Source organism: Erythrobacter sp. S227 (genome assembly GCF_057364925.1).
Map to the genome: position 1 here is coordinate 3,154,734 of NZ_CP200280.1, position 22,686 is coordinate 3,177,419.

21 protein-coding genes are annotated in these 22,686 nt (G+C 58.6%); 9 read left to right on the plus strand and 12 right to left on the minus strand.

Annotation, left to right across the window (positions count from 1 at the left end; translation table 11 throughout):
* Positions 1-39: 39 nt before the first annotated feature.
* The 3 genes from AC0V6Q_RS14970 to AC0V6Q_RS14980 all read right to left on the minus strand — a co-directional run bounded on the left by AC0V6Q_RS14970 (position 40) and on the right by AC0V6Q_RS14980 (position 4,430).
* Positions 40-480, minus strand: a complete 441-nt coding sequence (locus tag AC0V6Q_RS14970; protein ID WP_486169173.1) for a chemotaxis protein CheW — start codon at positions 478-480, stop codon at positions 40-42.
* Positions 477-2,906, minus strand: coding sequence for a chemotaxis protein CheA (locus AC0V6Q_RS14975; protein ID WP_486169174.1), 2,430 nt, complete (start codon positions 2,904-2,906; stop codon positions 477-479). The genes AC0V6Q_RS14970 and AC0V6Q_RS14975 overlap by 4 nt, the downstream gene beginning before the upstream one ends.
* Before the next feature lie 135 nt (positions 2,907-3,041).
* Positions 3,042-4,430 carry an MATE family efflux transporter gene (locus AC0V6Q_RS14980; RefSeq protein WP_486169175.1) on the minus strand — a complete coding sequence of 463 codons (1,389 nt, stop codon included), beginning with the start codon at positions 4,428-4,430 and terminating at the stop codon, positions 3,042-3,044.
* 162 nt (positions 4,431-4,592) lie between these two features.
* Here AC0V6Q_RS14980 and AC0V6Q_RS14985 point away from each other — a divergent pair, with 162 nt between their 5' ends.
* The gene (locus AC0V6Q_RS14985; protein ID WP_486169176.1) at positions 4,593-5,369 is read left to right on the plus strand and encodes a class II aldolase/adducin family protein; all 777 of its coding nucleotides are present in this window, start codon (positions 4,593-4,595) and stop codon (positions 5,367-5,369) included.
* A gap of 57 nt (positions 5,370-5,426) precedes the next feature.
* The gene (locus tag AC0V6Q_RS14990) at positions 5,427-5,993 is read left to right on the plus strand and encodes a (2Fe-2S)-binding protein (protein WP_486169177.1); all 567 of its coding nucleotides are present in this window, start codon (positions 5,427-5,429) and stop codon (positions 5,991-5,993) included.
* Between the two features lie 5 nt (positions 5,994-5,998).
* Here the strand turns inward: AC0V6Q_RS14990 and AC0V6Q_RS14995 are convergent, their stop codons facing one another.
* Positions 5,999-8,227 (minus strand): TonB-dependent receptor, encoded by a 2,229-nt coding sequence (locus tag AC0V6Q_RS14995; protein WP_486169178.1) that lies wholly within the window; start codon positions 8,225-8,227, stop codon positions 5,999-6,001.
* Between the two features lie 203 nt (positions 8,228-8,430).
* Between AC0V6Q_RS14995 and AC0V6Q_RS15000 the strand changes: the two genes are divergently transcribed.
* Positions 8,431-8,775, plus strand: a complete 345-nt coding sequence (locus tag AC0V6Q_RS15000) for an arsenate reductase family protein (protein ID WP_486169179.1) — start codon at positions 8,431-8,433, stop codon at positions 8,773-8,775.
* Positions 8,776-8,781: 6 nt separating this feature from the next.
* Here the strand turns inward: AC0V6Q_RS15000 and AC0V6Q_RS15005 are convergent, their stop codons facing one another.
* Together AC0V6Q_RS15005 and AC0V6Q_RS15010 are read right to left on the minus strand one after the other, a co-directional pair.
* On the minus strand, positions 8,782-10,170 hold the full coding sequence (locus tag AC0V6Q_RS15005; protein WP_486169180.1) for an MFS transporter: 1,389 nt from the start codon (positions 10,168-10,170) through the stop codon (positions 8,782-8,784).
* Positions 10,171-10,248: 78 nt separating this feature from the next.
* Positions 10,249-11,079 (minus strand): hypothetical protein, encoded by an 831-nt coding sequence (locus AC0V6Q_RS15010; protein WP_486169181.1) that lies wholly within the window; start codon positions 11,077-11,079, stop codon positions 10,249-10,251.
* A gap of 72 nt (positions 11,080-11,151) precedes the next feature.
* On the opposite strand from AC0V6Q_RS15010, the gene lipB reads away from it, so the two are divergent.
* Together lipB and AC0V6Q_RS15020 are read left to right on the plus strand one after the other, a co-directional pair.
* Positions 11,152-11,865 (plus strand): lipoyl(octanoyl) transferase LipB, encoded by a 714-nt coding sequence (gene lipB / locus AC0V6Q_RS15015; RefSeq protein ID WP_486169182.1) that lies wholly within the window; start codon positions 11,152-11,154, stop codon positions 11,863-11,865.
* A complete protein-coding gene (locus AC0V6Q_RS15020; protein ID WP_486169183.1) occupies positions 11,862-12,194 on the plus strand; it encodes a hypothetical protein in 333 nt (110 codons plus the stop codon). Before lipB ends, AC0V6Q_RS15020 begins: the two co-directional genes overlap by 4 nt.
* On the opposite strand, the gene AC0V6Q_RS15025 is transcribed toward AC0V6Q_RS15020, so the two are convergent.
* A complete protein-coding gene (locus AC0V6Q_RS15025) occupies positions 12,191-13,306 on the minus strand; it encodes an alkene reductase (protein ID WP_486169184.1) in 1,116 nt (371 codons plus the stop codon). The genes AC0V6Q_RS15020 and AC0V6Q_RS15025 overlap by 4 nt on opposite strands.
* Positions 13,307-13,374: 68 nt before the next feature.
* On the opposite strand from AC0V6Q_RS15025, the gene AC0V6Q_RS15030 reads away from it, so the two are divergent.
* Complete coding sequence (locus AC0V6Q_RS15030) at positions 13,375-14,283, plus strand: DMT family transporter (RefSeq protein WP_486169185.1); 909 nt, start codon at positions 13,375-13,377, stop codon at positions 14,281-14,283.
* 121 nt (positions 14,284-14,404) lie between these two features.
* Here the strand turns inward: AC0V6Q_RS15030 and AC0V6Q_RS15035 are convergent, their stop codons facing one another.
* Entirely contained in the window at positions 14,405-15,079 is a 675-nt protein-coding gene (locus AC0V6Q_RS15035) for a DUF6998 domain-containing protein (RefSeq protein ID WP_486169186.1), read from the minus strand.
* Positions 15,080-15,085: 6 nt separating this feature from the next.
* On the minus strand, positions 15,086-16,087 hold the full coding sequence (nadA, locus tag AC0V6Q_RS15040) for a quinolinate synthase NadA (RefSeq protein WP_486169187.1): 1,002 nt from the start codon (positions 16,085-16,087) through the stop codon (positions 15,086-15,088).
* A 128-nt stretch (positions 16,088-16,215) separates the two neighbouring features.
* Between nadA and AC0V6Q_RS15045 the strand changes: the two genes are divergently transcribed.
* Positions 16,216-17,829: a class I adenylate-forming enzyme family protein gene (locus AC0V6Q_RS15045; RefSeq protein WP_486169188.1), complete on the plus strand. Its 1,614-nt coding sequence runs from the start codon at positions 16,216-16,218 to the stop codon at positions 17,827-17,829.
* Between the two features lie 23 nt (positions 17,830-17,852).
* Positions 17,853-18,296 (plus strand): DUF1499 domain-containing protein, encoded by a 444-nt coding sequence (locus AC0V6Q_RS15050; protein ID WP_486169189.1) that lies wholly within the window; start codon positions 17,853-17,855, stop codon positions 18,294-18,296.
* 33 nt (positions 18,297-18,329) lie between these two features.
* On the opposite strand, the gene AC0V6Q_RS15055 is transcribed toward AC0V6Q_RS15050, so the two are convergent.
* From AC0V6Q_RS15055 to AC0V6Q_RS15065, 3 genes are all read right to left on the minus strand, one after another.
* Positions 18,330-19,280: a hypothetical protein gene (locus tag AC0V6Q_RS15055; protein ID WP_486169190.1), complete on the minus strand. Its 951-nt coding sequence runs from the start codon at positions 19,278-19,280 to the stop codon at positions 18,330-18,332.
* A gap of 166 nt (positions 19,281-19,446) precedes the next feature.
* Entirely contained in the window at positions 19,447-20,148 is a 702-nt protein-coding gene (locus tag AC0V6Q_RS15060; RefSeq protein WP_486169191.1) for a VIT1/CCC1 transporter family protein, read from the minus strand.
* 4 nt (positions 20,149-20,152) lie between these two features.
* Positions 20,153-21,031 (minus strand): MBL fold metallo-hydrolase, encoded by an 879-nt coding sequence (locus tag AC0V6Q_RS15065; RefSeq protein WP_486169192.1) that lies wholly within the window; start codon positions 21,029-21,031, stop codon positions 20,153-20,155.
* 172 nt (positions 21,032-21,203) lie between these two features.
* Here AC0V6Q_RS15065 and glpK point away from each other — a divergent pair, with 172 nt between their 5' ends.
* The gene (gene glpK / locus AC0V6Q_RS15070; RefSeq protein WP_486169193.1) at positions 21,204-22,676 is read left to right on the plus strand and encodes a glycerol kinase GlpK; all 1,473 of its coding nucleotides are present in this window, start codon (positions 21,204-21,206) and stop codon (positions 22,674-22,676) included.
* The last annotated feature ends 10 nt before the right edge of the window (positions 22,677-22,686 follow it).

The following is a 22,686-nucleotide window of genomic DNA, read 5'->3' on the forward strand; positions in this document are numbered from 1 at the left end:
CAGAGCCCTCATCGCTAGGTCGATAAGGTAAGGATTGGATTAAGCGGCTGCCCCGATTGACGCGTGGCCGTCGATTATCATTTCAAGGTCGAGCAAAAGTGCAGGACCAGCGCGGGTTTCGATCAGGCCTCTGGCCGCCTGTGCCCATTGTTCGCCAAAACCGCCTCGTACATCGGTAGGTTCGCTCACGGCGCTGCAGATATCCTCGATTGCGTCCACACGAAGGGCGTATGAATCCCCGCGATAGCTTGCGACAATCGCGCGGTGGTCGGTTTCAAATTTGTCTGCGTCAAAGCCGATGGCTGTGCGGCAATCCAGAACGGTCAGAGCCTGACTGCGCATGGCGGTCAGGCCTGTGATGTAGTCGGGCGTGTGCGGGATCGGAGTGATGGTCCCGATCTCGATCACCGATTGCACATCGGGCGCAGGGAATGCGCAGCGACGCCCTGCGATCAGGGCCATGACCAAGAGCGAATTCATTGCGATCCCCCTCCTGCGCGGCGAACCTGGCGCAGCGCTTCGACCAATCCTTCGCGGTCATATTTGTAAACCGTATCGCTATTTTCACCTGCATCGGGCGTATCGCTTAACCGCACGACGGGTGCCGGGAAGGGCGCATCAAGGGCAACGGCCGCCTCATACTGATCGTCGAACCAGATCGCGACGTCTTCGTGTGTGTCGGGGTCCGAGACGATGTCATACCCAGCCGATGAAACCAGCGGCGCAAGGATGGTACGGGCCCATTCACCTTCGGGGATGCGGCACAGCGGTCTTGAAGTGGCTGCAGGTGCCTCGCCAAAGCGGGCGAAGAGTTTGTGTCCATCGATGAGGCTGATGGTTTTGCCGCCAACAAGAGTGACGGCCTCGATCATGTCTTCATCGCTGACCGGTTTAAGGTCGCCTTTGAGCTCGATTGCCTCCTCGACCTCGCGCACGGCATAAAGCAGCGTCATAGCGCCATCATTCAGTCGCAGCAGGCGCAGTTTTTCAAGCTTGAGGGCTTCCTCGGGAAGGCCGACGAGAGGCAGAATTTGCCCTTCGACTATCGCGCGCGTTTGCTTCGCCGTTTGGTCCACAGCCTCCATTGCAATTGTCTCGATCCGCTGGACCAGCTCCAAGCGCACACCGCAGCGGCGACCGTCAAAGTCTTTGAAGATCATTGCGCGGCCCATGTGGCCCGGCACTGCCTCGGCGGTTTTCTCTTCGCTTTGCAGGAACCGGCTTCTGAGATCGGTGGTGATATTGTGCCGGGTGGCGATGCTGGTCACATCGAGGAGAAGGACCGGCTGGCCATCATCAAGCAGAGTGGACCCAGCATAAATGCCCGCCTTCATTACCGCAGGCGCAAGCGGTTTGACCACAATATCGCCGTGGGAATGGATTGCATCGACGCCAATGGCGAACAAATCCCCGTTGGCAAGGCGCAGCATCACCATCGTCAATTCGCTCTCGGCCACTTGGCTCGGCGGCAGGCCCAATGCATCGTTGAGAAGCAGGCAGGGCACGCGCTTGCCGCGGAACGTCACCAGCGCGGTTTCGCCTACCCGTGTGAAGTCGAGCGCTTTTGACGACGAGTGGATGATCTCCTCTATATAGCTTTGCGGGATGGCGAAGCGTTGCCCGCTCGCTTCAACCGTGAGCCCTGCGATAATGCTTAAGGTAAGAGGGATTTGCAGTGTGAACTGCGTTCCCACACCCTCGGTCGATGTGACCGAAATCGCGCCGCCCACACGCTCGAGGTTTTGTCGCACGACGTCGAGACCGACCCCGCGCCCGGAAATATTGCTGACCGTCTCGGCGGTGGAAAATCCGGGATGAAAGACAAGCTGCATAATGGCATCGCGGCTCATCTCGCTGCGCTCGGCTTCGGTGATCAGGCCCGTTTCGACCGCTTTGTCTGCGATATTGTCTTCGCGCAGGCCGCGCCCGTCATCGCTGACCACGATCAGGATCATATTGCCGGCCTGACGCGCGGCGATAGAGAGAAATCCGATCTCGCGCTTGCCAAGGGAGAGGCGCTCGGACGGCTTTTCAATGCCGTGGTCGATGGAATTGCGAATGATATGGGTGAGCGGATCGCGGATTGTTTCGATCATCTCGCGGTCAAGCTCGACATCTCCGCCTTCGATATCGATCATGACCTGCTTGCCAAGATCGTTGGAGAGATCGCGAACAAGGCGCGGAAAGGCGCTGAACAGGGTTTCGATCCGCTGCATCCGCATGCGGGTAATGGCATCGCGAACATCGGAAAGGATCGTGGTCAGCCGCTCGAACGGGCCATCGATCATCGGCTGTGTGCCTGCCTGTCGCAGGCGATGGGCAAGGTCGTTGCGCGCCAGAACCATGTCGGAAACGCCGCTCATCACCCGATCAAGCAGATCAACGGGGAGGCGAATTGACCGCTGCATTGAGGCGGTGTCGGTTTTCTTTGTGTCCGGGGCCGTCTCCCCGGTGGCCGAAAAGGCAGGCGGTTCGCTTCCCGCCTGCTCCTGAGCTATTGCAGCATGGCTGCCCGAAAAGGCGTCGGGTTCTTGGTCCTCGCTCATTGCGAGCGCTTCGATCAGTTCGTCATCGCCGCCGGAAGGAAAATTTTCACCGGCCTCAATCGCATCGACCATGACCACAATCCGGTCGATGACGGCCAGAACGGCGGTAACAAGCTCGCTATCAGGCTGACGCCGCCCGGCACGGCAATCGGCCAGCGCGTCTTCGGCGGCGTGGCTGAGCTTGGCGAGGCGCGGAAAATCAAAAAAGCCGCAATTGCCTTTGATCGTGTGAACAAAGCGGAAAATCGTATCGAGGCGTGCGCGATCACCCGGATTGGCCTCCCAGGCGACAATCTCGCCCGAGCTGGCTTCCAGCATCTCGCGTGTTTCTGCGACGAAGTCCGCCAGCAGGTCGTCCATAAGGTGCGTGCCCCGATCTCACAGTTAGGAAGAATGCTCTTCGCAATGGCTTATGAACGGGGATGGTTAATGAATGGCTACCTTGCCGCCCGGTGGGAGCGCCGCCCGTGTTTTTGGGCCTCGCTTCGGGCGGCTCTAGGCGGAGCTGGCGACCTTGTCGGGCGCTCTTCGGGCCAACAGCCAATAGGCGAGCGCTGCGCCGGTCAGGCCGCCAAAGATATTGGCCGCAAGTTCAGCCGAATACACCGCAGAACTGCCCCAGCTGGCATTGAGGACCCATGCAAAGGGCAACATCACAAGGAACACGCGCGCAGCCGATTGGGTGAGCGCGAAAGAGGCTCTGTCGATGGCGTTCAATATGCCATTGCTGACAATCAAGATGCCAAAGCCTGCATAACCCCATGACGCGATGTTGATGTACAAAACGAACTGCTCGGTGACATCCGGGTCGCTGGTGAAGACTTTCGCAAACTGGCCTGCCAGCGGCACGAACAGGACCACCAGCAAAAGGCCCCAGGCAAGGCAGAAACCGAAGGCATAAAGCGCTGCGTGACGGGCTCTTTCATATTCCCTCGCGCCCCAGTTTTGGCCGACGATTGCACCGATGGAACCGGACAGCGCGAGCAAGGGGACCGTCGCAAAGCTCTGCAACCGGCCTGCTGCGCCAAACCCTGCAACGGCGGCTTCGCTTTGGGTTGCAACAATTGCGGTCAGAACCGACAGGCCAATCGGATTGATTGCGTTGGAAAATGACGCAGGGCCCGCAACCCTCAAGATGGCGAGGGCAGGATCGGTCCAGCTGCCTTCGCGGATAAGCGCGGGGTCGAAGGGAATATCGGTCCGCCGCAAGAGATAGAAACCCATCACCGCCCCGATGCCATAGCCGATTATGCTCGCATAGGCCGCGCCAGTGATGCCAAATCCCTCAAACCCGAAAGCGCCGGTAATCAGGATCGGATCAAGCACCCAGTTGGCCGCCGCATAGGTGACCGAGACATAGCTTGTCTTCTTCGCCTCGCCCTGTCCTCGCAGGACCCCGTTGAAGCCCATAATCGCAAGGATCAAAGGAAAGCCGAGCGCAAAGGGTTGCATGTAGTCGAGAATAAGAGGCCGCAAATGCTCTGGTGCATTCATCAGCGTGAAGAGCGGCTCGATCAGGGCGAAGAGCGATGCGCCGATGATGATCCCGATGAGGACGGAGAAGACCAGACCGAAATTGGCCCTTCGCGCGCTGCGTTCATCATCGCCTTCGCCAAGCGCGCGTGCCACCACCGAATTGATCCCCACCATCACGCCAACGCCAAGCGATGACAGCGCGGTGGTTACCGGGAAGATGAAGGATATGGCCGCAAGCTCCTCTGATCCCAGTTTGCCGATGAAATAGGCGTCCACGAGACCGATTGACATGATCGCCGTCACCCCGATGATCGCAGGCAAGGTCTGGGAGACCAGATGCCCCCTGATGCTGCCACTGGTCAGCTTCGCAGTCGAACTTTTGAAAGAGGAGGCTTCGGAGTTACTCATGGAAGCGCGGGGCTTATCGGGCCAATGTCATCTGCGCAAAGTAAATCACTTCACACCGCCTGTCAGACCGCCTGTCACACCGCATTTCAGACACGCTTGCCCGACACGGCAAATTAGTGCGATAAGCGGCTTAAACAGAACCAGATGGAAGGGATTGACCCGATGGCAACGCAATTGAAGCCCGACAGCAGCCTTGAAGGCAAAGTGAGCAAGGAAGAATGGCAGGCACGCCTTGATCTGGCCGCATGCTACCGGATTTTCGACCACATGGGTTGGGGCGAATCGATCTACAACCACATCTCTTTGAAAGTGCCGGGCGAAGAGAACACCTTCCTCATCAACCCGTTCGGGCTGCTCTATGACGAAGTGACCGCATCGAACCTTGTGAAGATCGATGTCGAGGGCAACAATGTGGGCGGTTCGCCATACATGGTGAACAAGGCGGGCTTCACCCAGCACGCGCATTTCCACAAACATCTGGGCGGCCGCGCCGATGCGATCTGCCATGTGCACACGACCGCAACGATGGCGGTGTGCAGCCATAAGGAAGGCCTTCGCCCGATCAGTTTCTACGCCTGCAATTTCCAGGACCAGATCGGCTATCACGACTTTGAAGGCGTGACGGTGCGCGCCGAAGAAGGGGACCGTCTGGTTCAAAACCTTGGCAACCACACCATCCTGATGCTGCGCAACCATGGGCCGGTGGTCATGGACGGCACCATTCAGGGCATGTTTGTGAAGATGTGGGCGTTGCAGCGTGCCTGCGAGATCCAGATCGCAACCCTTTCTCAAGGCGAACCGCAGGTCGTGCCACAAGAAGTGATTGACGTGCACCAGCGCGATCTCGCCGTCATGCAGAGCCAGGGCGGCGCAGGCGTCTTCGATTTCGAGGCTTGGAAGCGCCGTATCGACAAGATCGACGACAGCTGGCGCAGCTAAGGCGAGCAACACGAAAACCCTATGCTTGTTATACCCAAGACACCTCGACGGTAAGTCGTGCCGCGTATGACCATAAACGGGCGTCCGGTCGAGTTTGATCTCGACCCGGATATGCCGCTTCTCTTTGCGCTTCGCGAGGCAGCGAACCTTACCGGCACCAAGAATGGTGGCGGCGGGGCAACTTGCGAATGCGGTGCGTGCACGGTGCTTGTGGATGGCGCGGCCTTGCGCTCCTGCCGGATTACTCTGGCAGAGGCGGAGGGGCGTTTTATCACCACGATCGAGGGGTTGTCGCGCGATCGCTCTCATCCCGTGCAACAGGCGATGGTGGCTGAGCAAGCCATCCAGTGCGGCTTTTGTACCCCCGGCATTGTGATGGCAGGGGCTGCCCTCATTCAACGCAACGCATCACCCACCAGAGCGGAGATTGAAGAGGCGATCCCCAATGATTGCCGCTGCGGGGTTTACCCGCGGCTTGTCAGCGCGCTTGAACGCGCGGGCCGTGTGGCGCAGCGGCAAGAGAGCATCAGCGCAGCGCCCGCACCTGCGATTGACGCAGACGACGCAGCGCAGGCTGTCCCGGCTTTAAGGGTGGCTCCGGGTTCCGAAGAACCCGAAGCCTAATCCGCTTAGAACCGTCCCGTAATCGCAAACCGCGCGTTGAGCGGTGCGCCGACGCTTGCCTGATGGGTGGCGTGCGCATTGGGGAAATAGGTGGTGTCGGTAAGGTTCTCGACATTGACCTGCACGCGCACATTGTCGCTCACATCGTAATAGGCGGCTGCATCAATCCGCGTGTAGGCGGGAAGGACAGCGGTGTTGCCGTTGTCGATGAAGCTTTCGTCCTGATGCGTAATGCCAAGCCCGATGCCAAAGCGGTCGGTGACTTCCACCTGATTCCAGATCGAGAACATGTTTTCAGGCAATTCACGCGGGCGAAGGCCGGTGGGGCCGGTGCGGCTGACTTGCTCGCCATCGAGGTAGGAATAGCCCGCAATCACGCTCCATCCGGGGAGAATTTCTCCCTGAAGCTGCAATTCGAAACCCTGAATCTCGCTGTCGATCACATCGAGCGTTGCCGGATCATTATCGCTTGGCTGGGGTGAGCTTTGCTGGATTTCAAAGATCGCAGCGGTCAGGCTGAGCCCGCTTACAAAATCCCATTTGAGCCCTGCTTCGAGGTTTTCAAACCGGTCGGGGTCAAGAGCGTTGTTGGCGCCATTGATATTGGCAAACTGTTCGCCTGAACGCGGCAGGAAGCTTTCCGAATAGCTCGCATAGATCGAGATGTTTTCTTGCGGCTTGATGATGAGGCCACCGCGAGGGGAAAACTCTTCATCCTTGCGAGTGCGGATTTCTGCATCGGGGACATTGTTGACCGTGATGTCAAAACTGTCGAAGCGCCCGCCTACGATCACGTTCAGCCAATCGGTGATCTCGACTTCGTCCTGAATATAGAGCGAGAAGACGTCGATATCGACCTGAGTGAAGTCGTTGAGGTCGGTGGTGAAATCATTGGTCGTGGTGCGCCCGTCGGCGAGCGTGCCGGTGTTGGCGCGAAGGGCCAGAGGACGCGTGGCAAAGAAGATCGCCTGATCGGAGCGCGCTGCGCCAAAGAAGGGATCAACCACGCCGTTTGCTGCGTCCTGAACGGAGGTGTCAAAACGCGAGTTGAAGCGGTCCTGGTCTGACGAGGTGTTGATGTACTCGCCGCCGATCAAAAGCGTGTGCGAAAGCGAGCCCGTTTCAAATTCGCCCACCAGATTACCTGACAGGATCAGGTTTTCACGGAAGGTGTTGTCGATATATCCGTCAAGCTCGACGCGGTTGGTGTCAGGGTCATATCCGGTGTTGAAGAAGTTGGCATATATCTTGTCGAAATCGCCGTAGAAAGCGTTGAACACACCCTTCCAATTGTCGGAGAAATTGTGGGCGACATTGGCGCGGAAAATATGCGCTTCGAGGTCGCCGAAGTTTTCTTCCGAGGTTCCGAAGGTCACACGGTCAAGTGCTTCGACCGGACGGCCATCCGCACCGGTCGGAATGCCGCGGTCGATGAAACGGCGGTGGTTGGCATATTCATATGACAGATCGACAATCGTGTCCTCGCCCAAGGCAAAGCGCGCGGTCGGATTGATGCCGATGCGTTCGCCATCATACAGATCGCGGTGATTGTTGAGGCTTTCGTAGGCCGCATTCAGACGGAAGGCTGCGGTGTCGGAGGATGAGAGGTTGAAGTCGGCAAAGACGCTGAACTCGCCAAAGGTGTCGACCGCGATTTGGCCACCGGCAAAGTTGCTGTCAAACTCGCCTTTCTTGGTCACACGGTTCAAAACGCCGCCTGCACCGCCGCGACCGAAAAGGAGTGCGTTGGGGCCGCGCAGGATTTCGACCTGCTCGATATTATAGAGGCTGCGATAGTATTGCACGTCATCGCGCGCGCCATCGATGAAGAAGTCGGCTGTGGAGCGAACACCGCGGAAGACGACGGCGTCACGGTGACCTTCGCCCTGCGATGTGTTGACGCCCGGCGTGTAGTCGATGATCTCGCCAATGCTGACCCAGCCGCGATCCTGAATCTGCTCATCGGTGGTGATCGAGAGGCTTTGCGGCACGTCGATAATCGGGGTTGGGGTTTTGACCGAATTGACCGCAGAGGATTGGAGAACATCACCCGATACAAGGATGTTGTCGCCTATTGTCTCCATGATCGGTCCAGCGTCAGAGACCAAAGTGGTATCCGGTCCTGTACGCGTTTCGGCGCTCGCCTCGGCATTTGTTTCGGCAACGGCAACCGCAGGAAATGCAATGCTTGCGCAGCCTAGAAATAGTGCAGTGCGGGCGATGTAGGTGTTCACGTTGATTCCCTTCCGTCAGGTGTTGCAGCCTCGCTATTGAAAGCTATTCTCAACTGCAACAGAAAAGTTGCGAATTATTCGCAAAACTCTCTTTTGTGGCAAATCTGGTGCATCTGGGTTACGGATTTGCGGGAATCACACGGCAATCCGGGGGCAGGGCGCTACGCTCTGTCATCGACCCATTTGACGAGGAATTATCAGCCATGAAGGCAACCATCTGGCACAATCCGAAATGCGGCACTTCGCGCAAGACACTGGCCATATTGGAACAACGCCCCGACGTTGACCTGACCGTGGTTGAGTATCTCAAACAGCCGCCAAGCCGTGAAAAGCTCGCGCAGCTTTATTCCGATGCGGGCATTACGCCTAATCAGGGTCTTCGCATTCGCGGGACCGACGCCGCGGAACGCGGGCTGCCACAGGCGGATGCCGACACTGTTCTGGATGCGATGGCCGCTGATCCGATCCTTATCGAGCGGCCCCTGGTCGAGACCGAGAAGGGCGTGGCAATCTGTCGCCCGCAAGAAGAAGTGTTGAAACTTCTCTAGCGGCTGTCAGGCGGCTTTCCGGTCTGTGGTCAGCACTTCGTCGCGCGTGAGGTTGAACCAGCTGACAACAGCAACGCCAAGGCAAACCGCGATGATCGAGCCGAAGCCGAGCCAGTCATTGATCGTATAGAGCCACACGCCAAGGCCCGGCGCATAGATAAAGCTTGCACCCGCTACGCTTGCAACGATGCCTGATGCCTGACCTTGCTCGGCGCGGGTCACGGCGAGCGAAGTGCCTGCGGTCGTTCCCGGGCGGAACAGTCCAAAGCCGAGCGAGGCGATGGCATAGCCTAAAGACAGGGTGAACACTGTGTTGGCAACGCCAAGGATCGCTGTACCGGCGGCAGCGACCACCAGGCCCCACAAGGTTGCGGCGCGCGGTCCGATCTTGAAACGCGGGATTATGCCCCACTGCGCCAGCAAGGTCGCAAGCGCCCCGAACACCATCACAAGGCTTACAAATGCGGTGCCCTCGGTCAGATTGTCGCGCAGGGCGAGCCGGTCGAGCACGAGAAATCCGGTGACGCCCATCACCATCGCTTGCGCATGGCCTCCCACAAGGCTGGCGATTACCCAATGGCGAAGGCGCGGTTCGAACCATTTGAGGCGGGGTTGATCGCCCACTGGCAGTGCAGGCTCATCCTCATCAGCGTCATCTTGTATCGAATCAGAATCGTTGACCCCCGCGCCCGGATCGCCAAACGTCTTTCCCCGTGCAGCATATTGGGGTTCATCATTGGGAAGATGCAGACGCACGAGGATGAGCACAATGATGCCCACCAGAGTGAAGAACCAGAACGGACCGGTGAGCCCAATGCCAAAGAAGGGCACAATCATCAGCGGGGCAAGGACGGGGCCCACCACCGTACCAAGGCCAAAGCTTGAAGCGACCAGCGACAACGCCTTCGTGCGTTCTGAACGCGGGGTGCGCGCGGCGACATAGGCTTGCACCGCAGGCGGCGCGGCACTGCCAAATCCGCCATATGCGCTGCGCGCAATGGCAAACAGGATGAGCGTCCAGGTGCCCGCAAGCCATCCGGAAAGTCCTGCCCAAAGGACAGCGGCACACAGCGACATCGAAACGATAAACCCGATCAGTCCCAAGGCCATCATCGCCTTGCGTCCGCGCTTATCCGACCGCCGCGCCCATATGGGGGCACACGCGACCCACAGCAAAGCCGACCATGAATAGGCAAGGCTGATCCAGACATCGTCGATTTCCAGAGCCGTGCCCACCGATGGCATGACCGAGTGCATCGCCGTGTTGCCAGCCGCCGCGACCAGCATGACCATAAACAACAAAGCCATGCGCCCGTTTGAAATGGCGCTATGGCTTTCGGTGTGATCGTCAGGCGGTGAAGCGTCGCTTTGAGGTGGAGGCTTGGTTTGGGACATTGCCAATGCCGCTAGGCCAGTGCGGCGCGCTGATCAATCGGTGATTGCTCCACCAGGGGTCATTTGCGCCCTGTCGCTTTAGCCGAAGGTATCCTCGATCGCTTCGACGCTTGGCCCTGCGAGCTGGCCGTGCATCGCCACTGCAATGCCGCACATGACCATGCCGTAGACCATTCCGGTAAGGCCGCTGGCAAGGCCAAGGATCAGTGCCGAGACAAGGCCCGTTCCCGCAACCGCTGCGATCAATCCGAACACGCTTGTGAAAATCAGGCTAGCGATGATCATCACGATAATGATCACTGTCCAAAATCCGATGATCGGCCATTGTTTCGGTTTTGTAAGAGCAAAGCTTCGTGTGATGGCTGTGATCGGATTGAGCGTGCCTTCCAGCACCATAACAGGCATCGCCATGGATACCCGTGCCGCAAGCCATGCAACAAACACGACCACAGGGATGAGGCCGATAAATCCGAGCGCGGCCGATCCGGTCAGGCCTGCCAAAAGCGAGATCGGGACGACAATCGCCATCGCTCCCAGAAAATACATCACGAAAAACAGCAAGGCGACAGCGAGCAGGCTGGGTACGGTTTTGACGCCTGCGCCCAGAGCCTGACCAACAGTCGGGCGATTGTCGCCCATCAATGCAACCATCGCCGAATAACCCGCCAGCTGGAACGCCAGAGAAAGCAGCCCGCCGACGATGAGCGGACCAGCCATGCTGGCCATTTGTGCCGCAACCACATCGGGATCAGCCATCGGGTCCACCAATGTCTGCATATCGGGCACAAGCATGTAGATCGTCACATTAGGCAGCAGCAGAAAGACGGCCGCGACAATCAGAAGCAATTGAAAATTGGTCTGGATCAGCTCGACCGTGCGCGACCAACAGGTGTTCATATCAAAGTTCATTGCTACCCCTAGGCGCAGTGGTTTTGCGCATTGTTTCTTGATTTTGGCGAATATTGGCCCCACGCGGGAGCGATGGCAAGCCATGCAGACATTTTGCCCCAAACCTTAAGCGCGTCCACTCTTGAATGGCGGCGCGACAGCGTTCTTGTGCCTTACCAAGAGGCTTTGGAGGCGATGGAGGCGCGCAATAGCGCGATCACCGCAGGCGAGGCGGCAGAACAGGTGTGGCTGCTGGAACACCCGCCGGTTTACACTGCGGGTACAAGCGCGGACCCGGCTGAATTGACCGACCCACGTTTTGACGTGGTGGAGACAGGGCGCGGTGGGCGCTACACCTATCACGGGCCGGGGCAACGCGTTGGCTATCTGATGATCGACCTTAATAAGCGCGGCAAAGATGTGCGCTGTTTTGTCCATGCCATCGAAGGCTGGGTCATCGACACACTTTCCGACTTTGGTGTCGAGGCATGGCGCGCAGAGGGGCGCGTTGGCATTTGGTGCCAGGATATCGACGGGCGCGAGGCCAAGATTGGCGCTATCGGAGTGCGTGTGCGCCGCTGGGTCACGATGCATGGCTTCTCGGTCAATCTTGACCCCGACCTCTCGCATTTTGGCGGTATCGTTCCTTGCGGCATCAACGAATTCGGCGTCACAAGTCTGGCGCGGCTGGGCAAGACTGTTTCAGCAGACGATTGGGACGAGGCGCTGTTCAAACGCGCTGACGGATTTCTGGGTACGCTTGAGGCGGCCAAAATAAGAGCAAGTCAAAGGGCATGTGGAACATGAACAAAAAATGGGCTTTGGTGTCGGCACTGCCGTTTTTGGTTTTGACCGCGTGCGAGGAAGAAGCACCTGCAGTGGTGGCGAGCGAAACCGGCGGAGAGGCGGCGGGTGAAATCCTGGGCGGCACGATTAGCGACGATATGATCCCGTTGGAAGAACTGACCTCGACATCGCCCCCAGCCGAGCGTGAGACCACGACTGTCACGACCACCAGCAATGGCACGCAGACGAGCGTCGATACCACAGTGACCAGCAGCTCTGACCCGGATGCGCCTGCGCCCGGGGCGCCGCCGGAACCTCCAGCGACGCCGGGCGAAAGCGGTGAGAATTAGGCAGCGTTTGCCGCTGCCGCTTCTTCTTCCATCGTTGGATAGTCGATGTAGCCATCGGGAATTGGGAAGTACCAGCTTTTGGGCACGTCCTTGTTCGGGTTGAATTCCGCCCCTGCCGCGATCCGTTTTTCCAGATCGGGGTTGGAAATATAGGGACGGCCAAAGCTGACCGCATCGCAGCGGCCGCTCGACACATCATCGTCGGCTTCCTGCGCGCTGTAATCGGAATTGAGGATCAATGCGCCCGAATAAAGGCCACGGATAAGTTTGTCCTGCTTGGGCACATCGGTGCTGCCAAAGGTGCCGTCGGGCCCCGGTTGGCGCAGTTCGAGATAGGCAAGACCCATGTCCTCGATCACCTTGGTCGCAGCGCCAAATGTGGCTGGCGGGTTGCTGTCATCGGTCCCCTGGCTGTCGCCATTGGGCGAGAGGCGGATGCCCACACGGTCCGCGCCCCATACATCGACAAGCCGCTCCAGAACCTCGCGCATAAAGCGGGTGCGGTTTTCAGGGCTGCCGCCATATTCGTCTTCGCGAAGATTGGTCTTATCGCGCAGAAACTGGTCGACCAGATAGCCGTTCGCGCCGTGCAATTGGACGCTGTCGAAACCGGCCTTCTTCGCGTTTTCAGCGGCGCGTTGATAGTGGTCCAGGGTGCGGTTGATATCGTCCTTGGTCATAGCGCGGGCGACATCGTATTCCTGACGACCCACCGGCGTGTGCGCTTCGCCAGGAGCCTTGGTTTCGCTGGCGGAGAAGGGGCGCTCGCCATTGAGGAAGTAGGACGAAACAATCCGGCCCATATGCCACAATTGCATCGCGATCAGGCCGCCTTCTTCGTGCACGCCTTCGACGATTGGCTTCCACGCCTCGGTCTGTTCATCTGACCAAATCCCCGGAGCCGACGGCCAGCCGAGCCCTTCCGTGCTGATACCCGTCGCCTCGGTCAGGATCATGCCAGCGCCTGCACGCTGACGGTAATAGGTGCCCATCATTTCATTGGGCACAAACATCGGGTCCGCTGCGCGCCCGCGGGTGAGCGGAGCCATAAAGATGCGGTTTCTGGCTTCGAGAGCGCCCATCTTGAGCGGCTGGAAAAGAGCGTCATGCATTGGCGGAAAACTCCAAATTGCGTTTCATTTGGCTATCTACTTGGACACAAGGGAGCTAGGGCGCAAGCATGGAAACGGTTGAACGCCAAGAAGAGAAAGTTGGGGGCGAGGGTTCGGCCGTTCGCTCGGCTTTGCTTCTGGCGGCGCTTCTGGCGGGCAATGTCGCGCTTGCGCTGGGCCCGTGGCTGGTGCGGCTGGCCGATACCGGCGCGGTCAGCGCTGCGTTCTGGCGGCTGTTTCTGGCGCTGCCGTTCCTGATCGTGTTTGCGCGGGTTGCGGGTCAGCCTTTGCGCGGCCTCCCCAAAAAGACGCTAATCGTAGTGGCGATTGGCAGCATTGCCTTTGCGAGCGATCTTGCCAGTTGGCACATCGGGATCGAGATGACGCGGCTGGGCAATGCGACCTTGTTCGGCAATGCAGGCTCGATCATCCTCTTGTTCTGGGGATTTATCATCGCACGGATGCTGCCCAAGGGGTTCGAGTGGCTTGCCATCGTCTGCGCGCTGGGCGGGGCGGGGATATTGCTAGGCCGGTCTTTGGAGATTTCCGCACAGACATTCGTGGGCGACCTGTTCTGCATCACGGCGGGGCTTCTTTACGCAGTGTACCTCCTCACCTTGCAAAAGGAGCGCGGGGCATTCGGTTCGTGGAGCCTGCTCGTCTGGGTGAGCATTTTCGCCTGCCCCTATCTCTTTGGGCTTGCGCTGATCCTCGGAGAGCCCGTGTGGCCGACCGATTGGACTCCGGTGATCGTGCTGTTTGTGACCAGCCAACTGATCGGGCAGGGGCTCCTTGTCTATTCGCTCGGCCACTTCCCGCCGCTGATTATTGGCTTGGCGCTGCTGACCCAACCTGCGATTGCAGCGGTGATCGGGTATTTCGTGTTTGACGAGGTGCTCAGCGCGCTGGACGTGGTGGGGATGCTGCTTCTGGGCTCGGCGCTTGTGGTGGCGCGAGTGGCTCAGGGCAAATCATAATCCCACTCGTCATGCTGAACTTGTTTCAGCATCCATTTCTAGGGACTGTGCTGGTGGCTGAGATGGATCCCGAAACAAGTTCAGGATGACGAATGTGCGATAAACGAAGCACTCAAATGCTTTATTGACGGTTCTGAACCGAGAGTTGACGTAGGATGCCAGCGCCCAACTGGTGGGTCGTCTTTTGCGGTCCAGTCTCGGAATAGAGCTCGACCCCAATCTTAGCCGCTATCTCACGAAGATGGGGTTTAGCTGGATCGCTCCGTTGGCCATCCACAAAGATTACGATCTTCCCATTCTCGTATTGCCGAATCTCGTAGTTCTCGAACCTTGCACGCTGCTTCTCTTTGAGCTGATCTACTGGACGGGTTTTTCCCTCAGAAAGGCGAGTTGAAAGTCGATAGGCGTCAGATGTTGGGGTGGATTTCTCGATTAACTCATCGCGAGAACCATCGAAGATTTCTTCAATCGAAACGCCTTCGTCAGAATCGATGTTCAGTCGGAGTACTATCGCGCGGTCGACTTGATCGAATGTCGACTTTCGAAATGAGACATGCGTGCTGGTTGTAACCGTCTTGACCGAAATTCTTTCGTTGTCACTGGATACAACATCATACCCGTGTTGATTGGTTCGTAGCGCCATTTGACCACGAGTAATCATCGCTGCGTAAAGTTCACCGATACGGCCCGTAAGATGATTCAACTCAGCCTGAGATACACCCCAAGAGAGTTCTTTCTCGAGCCAAGAAAGTGCTTCACCAAGAGACTGAATAATCTGAGTTTGCGAAAGCGACAAGCCGCCTCAACTCCCCTTGAAACTAACAAAGCCCAAATCGCCCTGTCCCACAGTCCCGCTTGCCATCTCGAGCATCCGGTCGAGGCTTTTCTTCGCTTGCAAACGCAGCTCTTCGTCCATCTCGATGCGCGGTTCCAGGTCGCGTAGCGCGGTGTACATCTTCTCCATGGTGTTGAGCGCCATATAGGGGCAGATGTTGCAGTTGCAGTTGCCGTCGGCTCCGGGCGCGCCGATGAAGGTTTTCTCAGGCAGCGCCTTTTCCATCTGGTGCATGATGTGCGGCTCGGTCGCGACGATCAGAGTGTCGCCTTCGAAGCTTTGCGCGAATTTCAGGATACCGCTGGTTGAACCAACGTAATCGGCGTGGTCGACGATGGCTGGCGGGCACTCGGGGTGAGCGGCCACAGGCGCGCCGGGGTGTTGTTCCTTGAGCTTCAGAAGCTCGGTTTCAGAAAACGCCTCGTGCACCACGCAAACGCCCGGCCACAGCAGCATTTCGCGGTTGAAGTTGCGGCTGAGCCAACCGCCCAAGTGACGGTCGGGGCCAAAGATGATCTTCTGATCCTCGGGGATCTGCGACAGGATCGTCTCTGCGCTGGAGCTGGTCACGATAATGTCGCTCAGTGCTTTCACTTCGGTCGAGCAATTGATGTAGGTGAGCGCAATGTGATCGGGGTTTGCCTCTCGGAAAGCCTTGAATTTCTCCGGCGGGCAGCTGTCTTCCAAAGAACACCCTGCGTCCATATCGGGAAGGATCACGGTTTTCTCTGGTGAGAGGATTTTGGCGGTCTCGGCCATAAACTTGACCCCGCAAAACAGGATCACATCCGCGTCCGTCTCCGCCGCCTTGCGCGATAACTCAAGACTGTCGCCCACGAAATCGGCAATGTCCTGAATATCGGGGGTCTGGTAATAGTGGGCAAGGATCACCGCATTGCGCTCTTTCTTGAGGCGCTTGATTTCTGCGTGGAGTTCTTCCCCGCTTGGCACTTTGGTCTCGAAGCTCATGGATGCATCCCTGCTTGAATTGTTTCCTTCGGTATAAGCACGCGAAGCCCAATTTGCGAGAGTTCAGTTTGCGAATGACTCTCGCGCACAGTGTGTTAGCTTTGGCCGAGTGAGAGAGGGGAACAGCTATGTACAAGCTTGATCTCAAAGAGGCCTATTGCCCGGCGCAAACCGACACCGAATATAAGGAGCGCACGATTGAAGGGGTCTTGCGCGAGCAGGTGGCAATACGCCCCGATGCGCTGGCCTTACGCGAATTGCTGGCCGATGGATCGGCGGGCCGTGATTGGACCTATGCTGAATTGCTTGCAGATAGCGAGCGGGCAGGGCGCGCTCTTGCCGCGCGGCATCCGGCTGGCACGCGCATTGCGGTGATGGGCGGCAATTGCCCGGAATGGGTGATGATACAGCTTGGCGCGGCGATGGCTGGGCTGGTGATCGTCACCGTCAACCCCAGCTTTATCGCGCGCGAGGTGCGCTATGTCCTCGAACAATCGGGGTCTGGCGCGGTTTATTATCAGCCTAATGTGCGCGGGAGCGCGCTTCGTCCCGTGGTGGATGAGGCCGCAGCAGGGCTGGCCGCGTCCGAATATGTGATCGACATGACTGATCATGGCGAATTGTTCGCGGGCGAGAAGGATGGCGAGCTGCGTGAGAGCCAGTCGCGCGATATCGTCATGATCCAGTACACGTCGGGTACCACCGGCTTTCCCAAAGGCGTGCTGCTGCATCAGCATGGGCTGGTCCAATCGAACAGGGATGTGTTCGAGCGCTGGAATATTGGGCCCGGCGACAAGGTGACGTGTCCGTTTCCGCTGTTCCACACGGCGGGCAGCGCGGTGTGTGTGCTTGGCACGATCGCACGTGGAGGGACCTTAATGCTGGTCTCGGTGTTTGATCCGGTCGCGGTTGCAAAGATGATCGAGCGCGAGAAGCCCGAGGTTCTGGGCGGGGTCGCCACCATGATCTTTGCCATTATCGAAGCGGCCAAGGCAACGGGCACGGATGTGTCCGCAGTGCGTACAATCTTGAGTGGAGGCGCGATGGTGCCGCCCGAACTTAATCGCTCTGCGCAAGAGATATTCGGCGTGCCAATCCTGATTGTTTACGGCCAGACCGAGACATCCCCTGCGATCACCGCCGCCTGGCCCACCGATACCGGCGCAGAGCTGATGGAGACCATCGGCCAACCGTGCAGCCATATGGAAGTCTCGATCCGCAACCCCAATGACAACAGCGTGTGCGCCATTGATGAACAGGGCGAGATTTGCATGCGCGGGTTCAACATGATGGCGGGCTATAACGACAATCCGCAGGCGACTGCCGAGACAATCGATCAGGACGGCTGGCTCCACACAGGCGACTTGGGCAGCATTTCTGCGACCGGATATGTGAAGATCACGGGCCGGGTAAAAGAGATGATCATCAGAGGCGGCGAGAACCTCTTTCCCGCCGAAATTGAAGCCGCGATGATCGAGCATCCCGCCATTGCCGAGGTCGCCGTGGCAGGTGTGCCGGACGAAAAGTGGGGCGAGATTGTCGCCTGCTTTATGCGTTTGGCAGACGGGGCGGACCGGCCTTCGGATGATGATCTCAAATCCTTTGTGCGCGAGCGTTTATCGCCGCAAAAGACCCCTGCGCATTGGGTGTGGATGAAAGAGTTTCCGCTTACGGGCTCTGGCAAGATTCAGAAATTTCAACTGGCGGAAGACTTCGCCAAGGGTGAATTGGCAAGCGCCTGAACCTGCACGAAAAAGGAACGGTAATGGGTATTTTGAAAGCTTTGATCTACGGCGTTTTGGGTCTTGCGGTTCTTGGGGCAGCGGGGTTTTTCGTCCTTGGCTTGATGTCGCAAAATGGTGAGGCACCCGGCCTTGTCCAGGGTCAATTGGCCCCCTGTCCCGACAGCCCCAATTGTGTAAGCAGCGAGGCGGGCACCGTTCCCGAAAAAGCGACACAGCCTTTGTCGGCGGATGCGTGGGACAAGCTTCCCGAAGCGATCGCTGCGCAAGGCGGCACGGTTACCAGCGCGTCGGACGATTACATCTCGGCTGAATTCAAATCCGCCATTTTCGGCTTTGTCGACGATGTCGAATTTCGCAAGGCAGAGGACGCGGTTCATCTGCGTTCAGCCTCGCGGGTCGGATATTCGGACGCAGGCGCAAACGCTGCTCGGGTGGCAAAACTGCGGGAGACTCTGAGCGAGTGATAATCAACCCTGCATAAATCAATCAGGCATAATCTAGGGACAGACCACCAGGGGGCTTTCGCCCGACGCATCTAGCGCTCTTTGCCCCAAACCCAGCCCGATGGCGGTTATGCGAACATCAGACAGGTGAGCGGAAACCGCGTCATTCAACCGCGCTTCGCATACGCCTTTACGCGGATTGCCCCGCCAATTGACATTGCGTGCTTCGATCTCGTCCAGAGCGTTCCGGAATGGGCCGAGAGGGGAGCTGTTCGATGTATCTGCCGATGCGAAGCCAGTTTCGAAATAAAGCCTGCGGCTGTTTTGCGATTGCGCGCCTTGTTCAAAAAAATTGAAGTGGGGACGCATCATATTGCCGCCATCCAGAACATAATCGCCAGCCTCCAGCGTGGTCACAGCGGGAAGAATGTCCCTGAAAGTGAGCTCATTTAGCGGGGGCAGGTCCGGCATCGGTTGCAGGGCCATATCTGCAAGATCAAAATTGCACGGCTCGTCTGCCGCCTGTGCTAAAGAGCCCGAAGCCGGTGTTTTCCCAACTGCAATGGCAAAGTAGACCACCGTGTCGTCAACAAATTCGATCCTCACCTCGCATCCGTCGACATTGTAAACTGTAGAGCCTGCATCGCCTGTCTCGGGAAGCGGGAGTTTGCCTTCTATCAGCTCCTTTGGTCGGCCCAACGTGCTGAATTGTGCGATGTCTTCAAGACCCCAGCATGGCGTTCTGGAGCAGGGTTGCTCCATTCTGTCTCTAATGATTGTCACATCGTCGCCGACGTCTGCGATTTGCTCTGTGGTTTGAGCAGCCTCCTCGCGGTCGAAGAGGAAGCCTGCAAACGAAAGAATAAACCCGACCACTCCCAGTATAGCAAGCAGCCCCGTTGCAAACGGGTGCGCGCCGATGAATTCAATCGCGGTCCGCAAGGGGCCGGTGGCGCGGGGATTTGCCGCGTCCGCTTCGTCCAACAGATCACCATCATTCGACATAGGGGTTGGGCTTTCCTTCTTTTTGCAGGCTTTCTTTTTGCGGGTTTTGTTTGTGAAGGGGAAACATTGCAAGCTTCGCACTTGCTGTCCACCGTGCAGGGCCAAGCGGGCGCGCTTCCACAGATTTTGATTCAGCGGACCGGGGCGGGCCTACGTGCCGGTTTCGCTAGACCGCTATCCCGAACAGCGAGCCGATGGCAGCCGTTGCCGCCATTGCAAGGATGCCCCAGCCCACGACCCGGATGGTCGCACGCAAGATTGGCGCGCCGCCAAGCTTGGCGCCTGCCGCTCCCAGCAAGGCGAGCGCTAAAATCGAGACAACAGCAATAGCCCAGATCGTCCATTCTTGGGGTGCGAGAACCGCTGCAAGAACTGGCGGGGCTGCTCCCACCGTGAAGGTCACGCCCGATGCAATCGCTGCCTGAAGAGGCTTCGCCGCCAATTCGTCAGACAGGCCAAGCTCGTCGCGCAAATGGGCAGACAATGGGTCTTTGGCCATCAATTCACGGGCAACCAACGTGGCAGTGTCGTCGCTTAGTCCACGATCCTTGTAGATCGCGATGAGTTCGTCGAGCTCTTCGCCTGGTGTTTCTTCGATAGCCTTTCTTTCGCGCGCAATATCGGCCTCTTCGGAATCGCGCTGTGCCGAGACGGAGATATATTCCCCTGCCGCCATCGACATGGCGCCTGCGACAAGGCCTGCAACGCCAGAGACTACGATCACGGAAGGGTCGGGATTGGCGGCAGCGACGCCAATGACAAGCGATGCGACCGAGATGATCCCGTCATTGCCGCCAAGCACCGCTGCACGAAGCCAGCCGCCACGCTCGACATAGTGCGGGTCGTCAGGGTGCGCGCTGGGGGTCATGGGGTCAATTCACGCTCCATAGCGCGCCGTCTTGCGTCGCTATGCCGCGTTTCTCAAGGTCGAGCAAATGGGCCGTCACGCTCATTTCAGCGGCACCGATGAGGCGTTTATCAAGCCCCTTGTACATGTCTGGAATGAAATCGGCGGCGGTTCTTGCCCGCTCTCCCATCAGGCGCAGGATCTGGTTCTCGCGCTGGCGGCGGTGGCCGATCATACCGCGCACCAATTGCTGCGGCTTGGTGATCGCCGCACCATGGGCCGAGTGGTAGACTTTGTCGCCGCGCGCCTGAAGCTTCTCAAGGCTCGCCATGTAGTCACCCATATCGCCATCGGGCGGGATGACGACGCTGGTGGACCAGCCCATGACATGGTCGCCCGTGAACAGCGAACCGCTTTCTTCGAGCGCAAAGCACAGATGGTTCGAGGTATGCCCCGGCGTTGCCACAGCGGTCAGGGTCCATCCGGTCCCCCGCATCTGCTCTCCATCTTCGAGCACGCGGTCAGGTTCATATGTGGTGTCGAAGGCTTCGTCTGAACGCGGGCCCTCCACTTGCAGCACCAATGGCGCGCAGCCAACGATAGGTGCCCCTGTCCGCTCAGCCAGGGGCGCTGCGGCAGGCGAGTGATCGCGGTGGGTGTGGGTGCACATGATCGCTTTGATTGTGCGGGTGCCGACCGCTGCCAAAATCGCGTCGATATGCGGTCCCTCGTCTGGCCCCGGGTCAATCACCGCGCAATCGGGGCCACCCGCTTCGCCCACCACATAGGTTTGTGTCCCCGTAAACGTATAAGGCGATGGATTGGGTGCGAGCACCCGCATGACAAGCGGCTCTACCGGATCGGTAAGGCCCGTGGGCCATGGCTTAGGGGGTATCTTCGACATGGGTGTTGCATATGCCGTCATGGGCGGTCTGTGTCGAGGGCAGGCCCACCCCGCTGCGACTAAGCACGACCCAACTGCGTTAGGGTCTTGCCAAGTCTCGCTCCCCTCCCGCTTGCGGGAGGGGTTGGGGGTGGGTAAGCGGCGAAGAACCAAGACTTGATAAGGGATCACCATGTCTGATTACATTCTCGTCCTTGATGAAGGCACCACCTCCACGCGTGCAATGCTGTTTGCAAGCGACGGCGTGCTTGTCGCGAGCGCGCAGGCGGAGTTGACGCAGCATTACCCGCAAAGCGGCTGGGTCGAACATGACGCGGGCGAGATCTGGGCAAAGACGCTTGCCTGCGTGCAAGAAGTCATCCCCAAGGTTGGCGGGGCGGCGATGATCGCTGCCATAGGCATCACGAACCAACGCGAAACCGTGGTCGCCTGGGACAAGGTGACGGGCGAGCCTTTGACGCGCGCAATTGTGTGGCAGGATCGGCGGACCGAACCTTTTTGTACTGAACTGAGAGAGGTCGGTCACGAGCCCGAGGTGCAAGCCAAAACCGGCCTCCTGCTAGACCCGTATTTTTCCGGCACCAAAATGCGCTGGATGCTCGACAATGTGCCCTCGGTGCGCGCGGCGGCTAATGCGCATACTCTGGCGTTTGGGACGGTTGAAAGCTGGCTCACCTACAAGCTTTCAGGCGGCAAAAGCCACATCACCGATGCCAGCAATGCGAGCCGCACGCTTTTGATGGGGCTTGCCGACAAAGGCTTTGACCAGCAATTGTGCGACCTCTTGGGGGTGCCGCATGAAGCTCTGCCTGAAGTGGTCGATATGTCGGGCAATCTCGCCCACACCGACCGCGCCTTGTTCGGGCGCCAAATCCCTATCACCGGTCTTGCCGGAGACCAGCAGTCCGCCACTATCGGACAGGCGTGTTTTGCCCCTGGCGAGACCAAAGCGACCTTTGGCACCGGCGCTTTCGTGCTCACCAATCAGGGCAGCGTTATCCCCAAGTCTGATAACCGGCTTCTGGGGACGGTACTGATGCAGATTGCCGGAGAGCGGACCTATGCAATCGAAGGATCGGTTTTTGTCGCAGGCAGCCTTGTGCAATGGCTGCGCGATAGTCTTGGAATTGTGGGCGCAGCAAGCGAGACCGAAGCGCTGGCCCGGTCTATTCCTGATAGCGGCGGCGTGACCATTGTTCCTGCTTTATCGGGTCTTGGTGCGCCGCATTGGAAACCGGAAGCGCGCGGGGTCATTACCGGTCTCAGCTTCGCAAGTGGCAAGGCCGAGATTGCCCGCGCCGCGTTGGAGGCCATGGCTCACCAAACCCATGATTTGGCGCAGGCCTTTGCAGCCGACGGAACCAACTGGCAGACCTTGCGGATCGACGGCGGAATGGCGGCCAATGACTGGATGGCGCAGGATTTGGCCGACATGCTTGGCGTGTGCGTCGAACGGCCTGACTTTGTCGAAACCACCGCCCTTGGAACAGCGATGCTGGCAGCGGCAGGAGCAGGGCTTTACCCCGATGTTGAAAGCGCGGCTGCGGCTATGCGCGGCGGAGTTTCCAAATTTGAACCGGCGATGGAAGATGGAGTGCGTCAGGAACGGCTGTCGCGTTGGAAAGCCGCGCTTGAGGCTGTTTGAGGGCTAAATT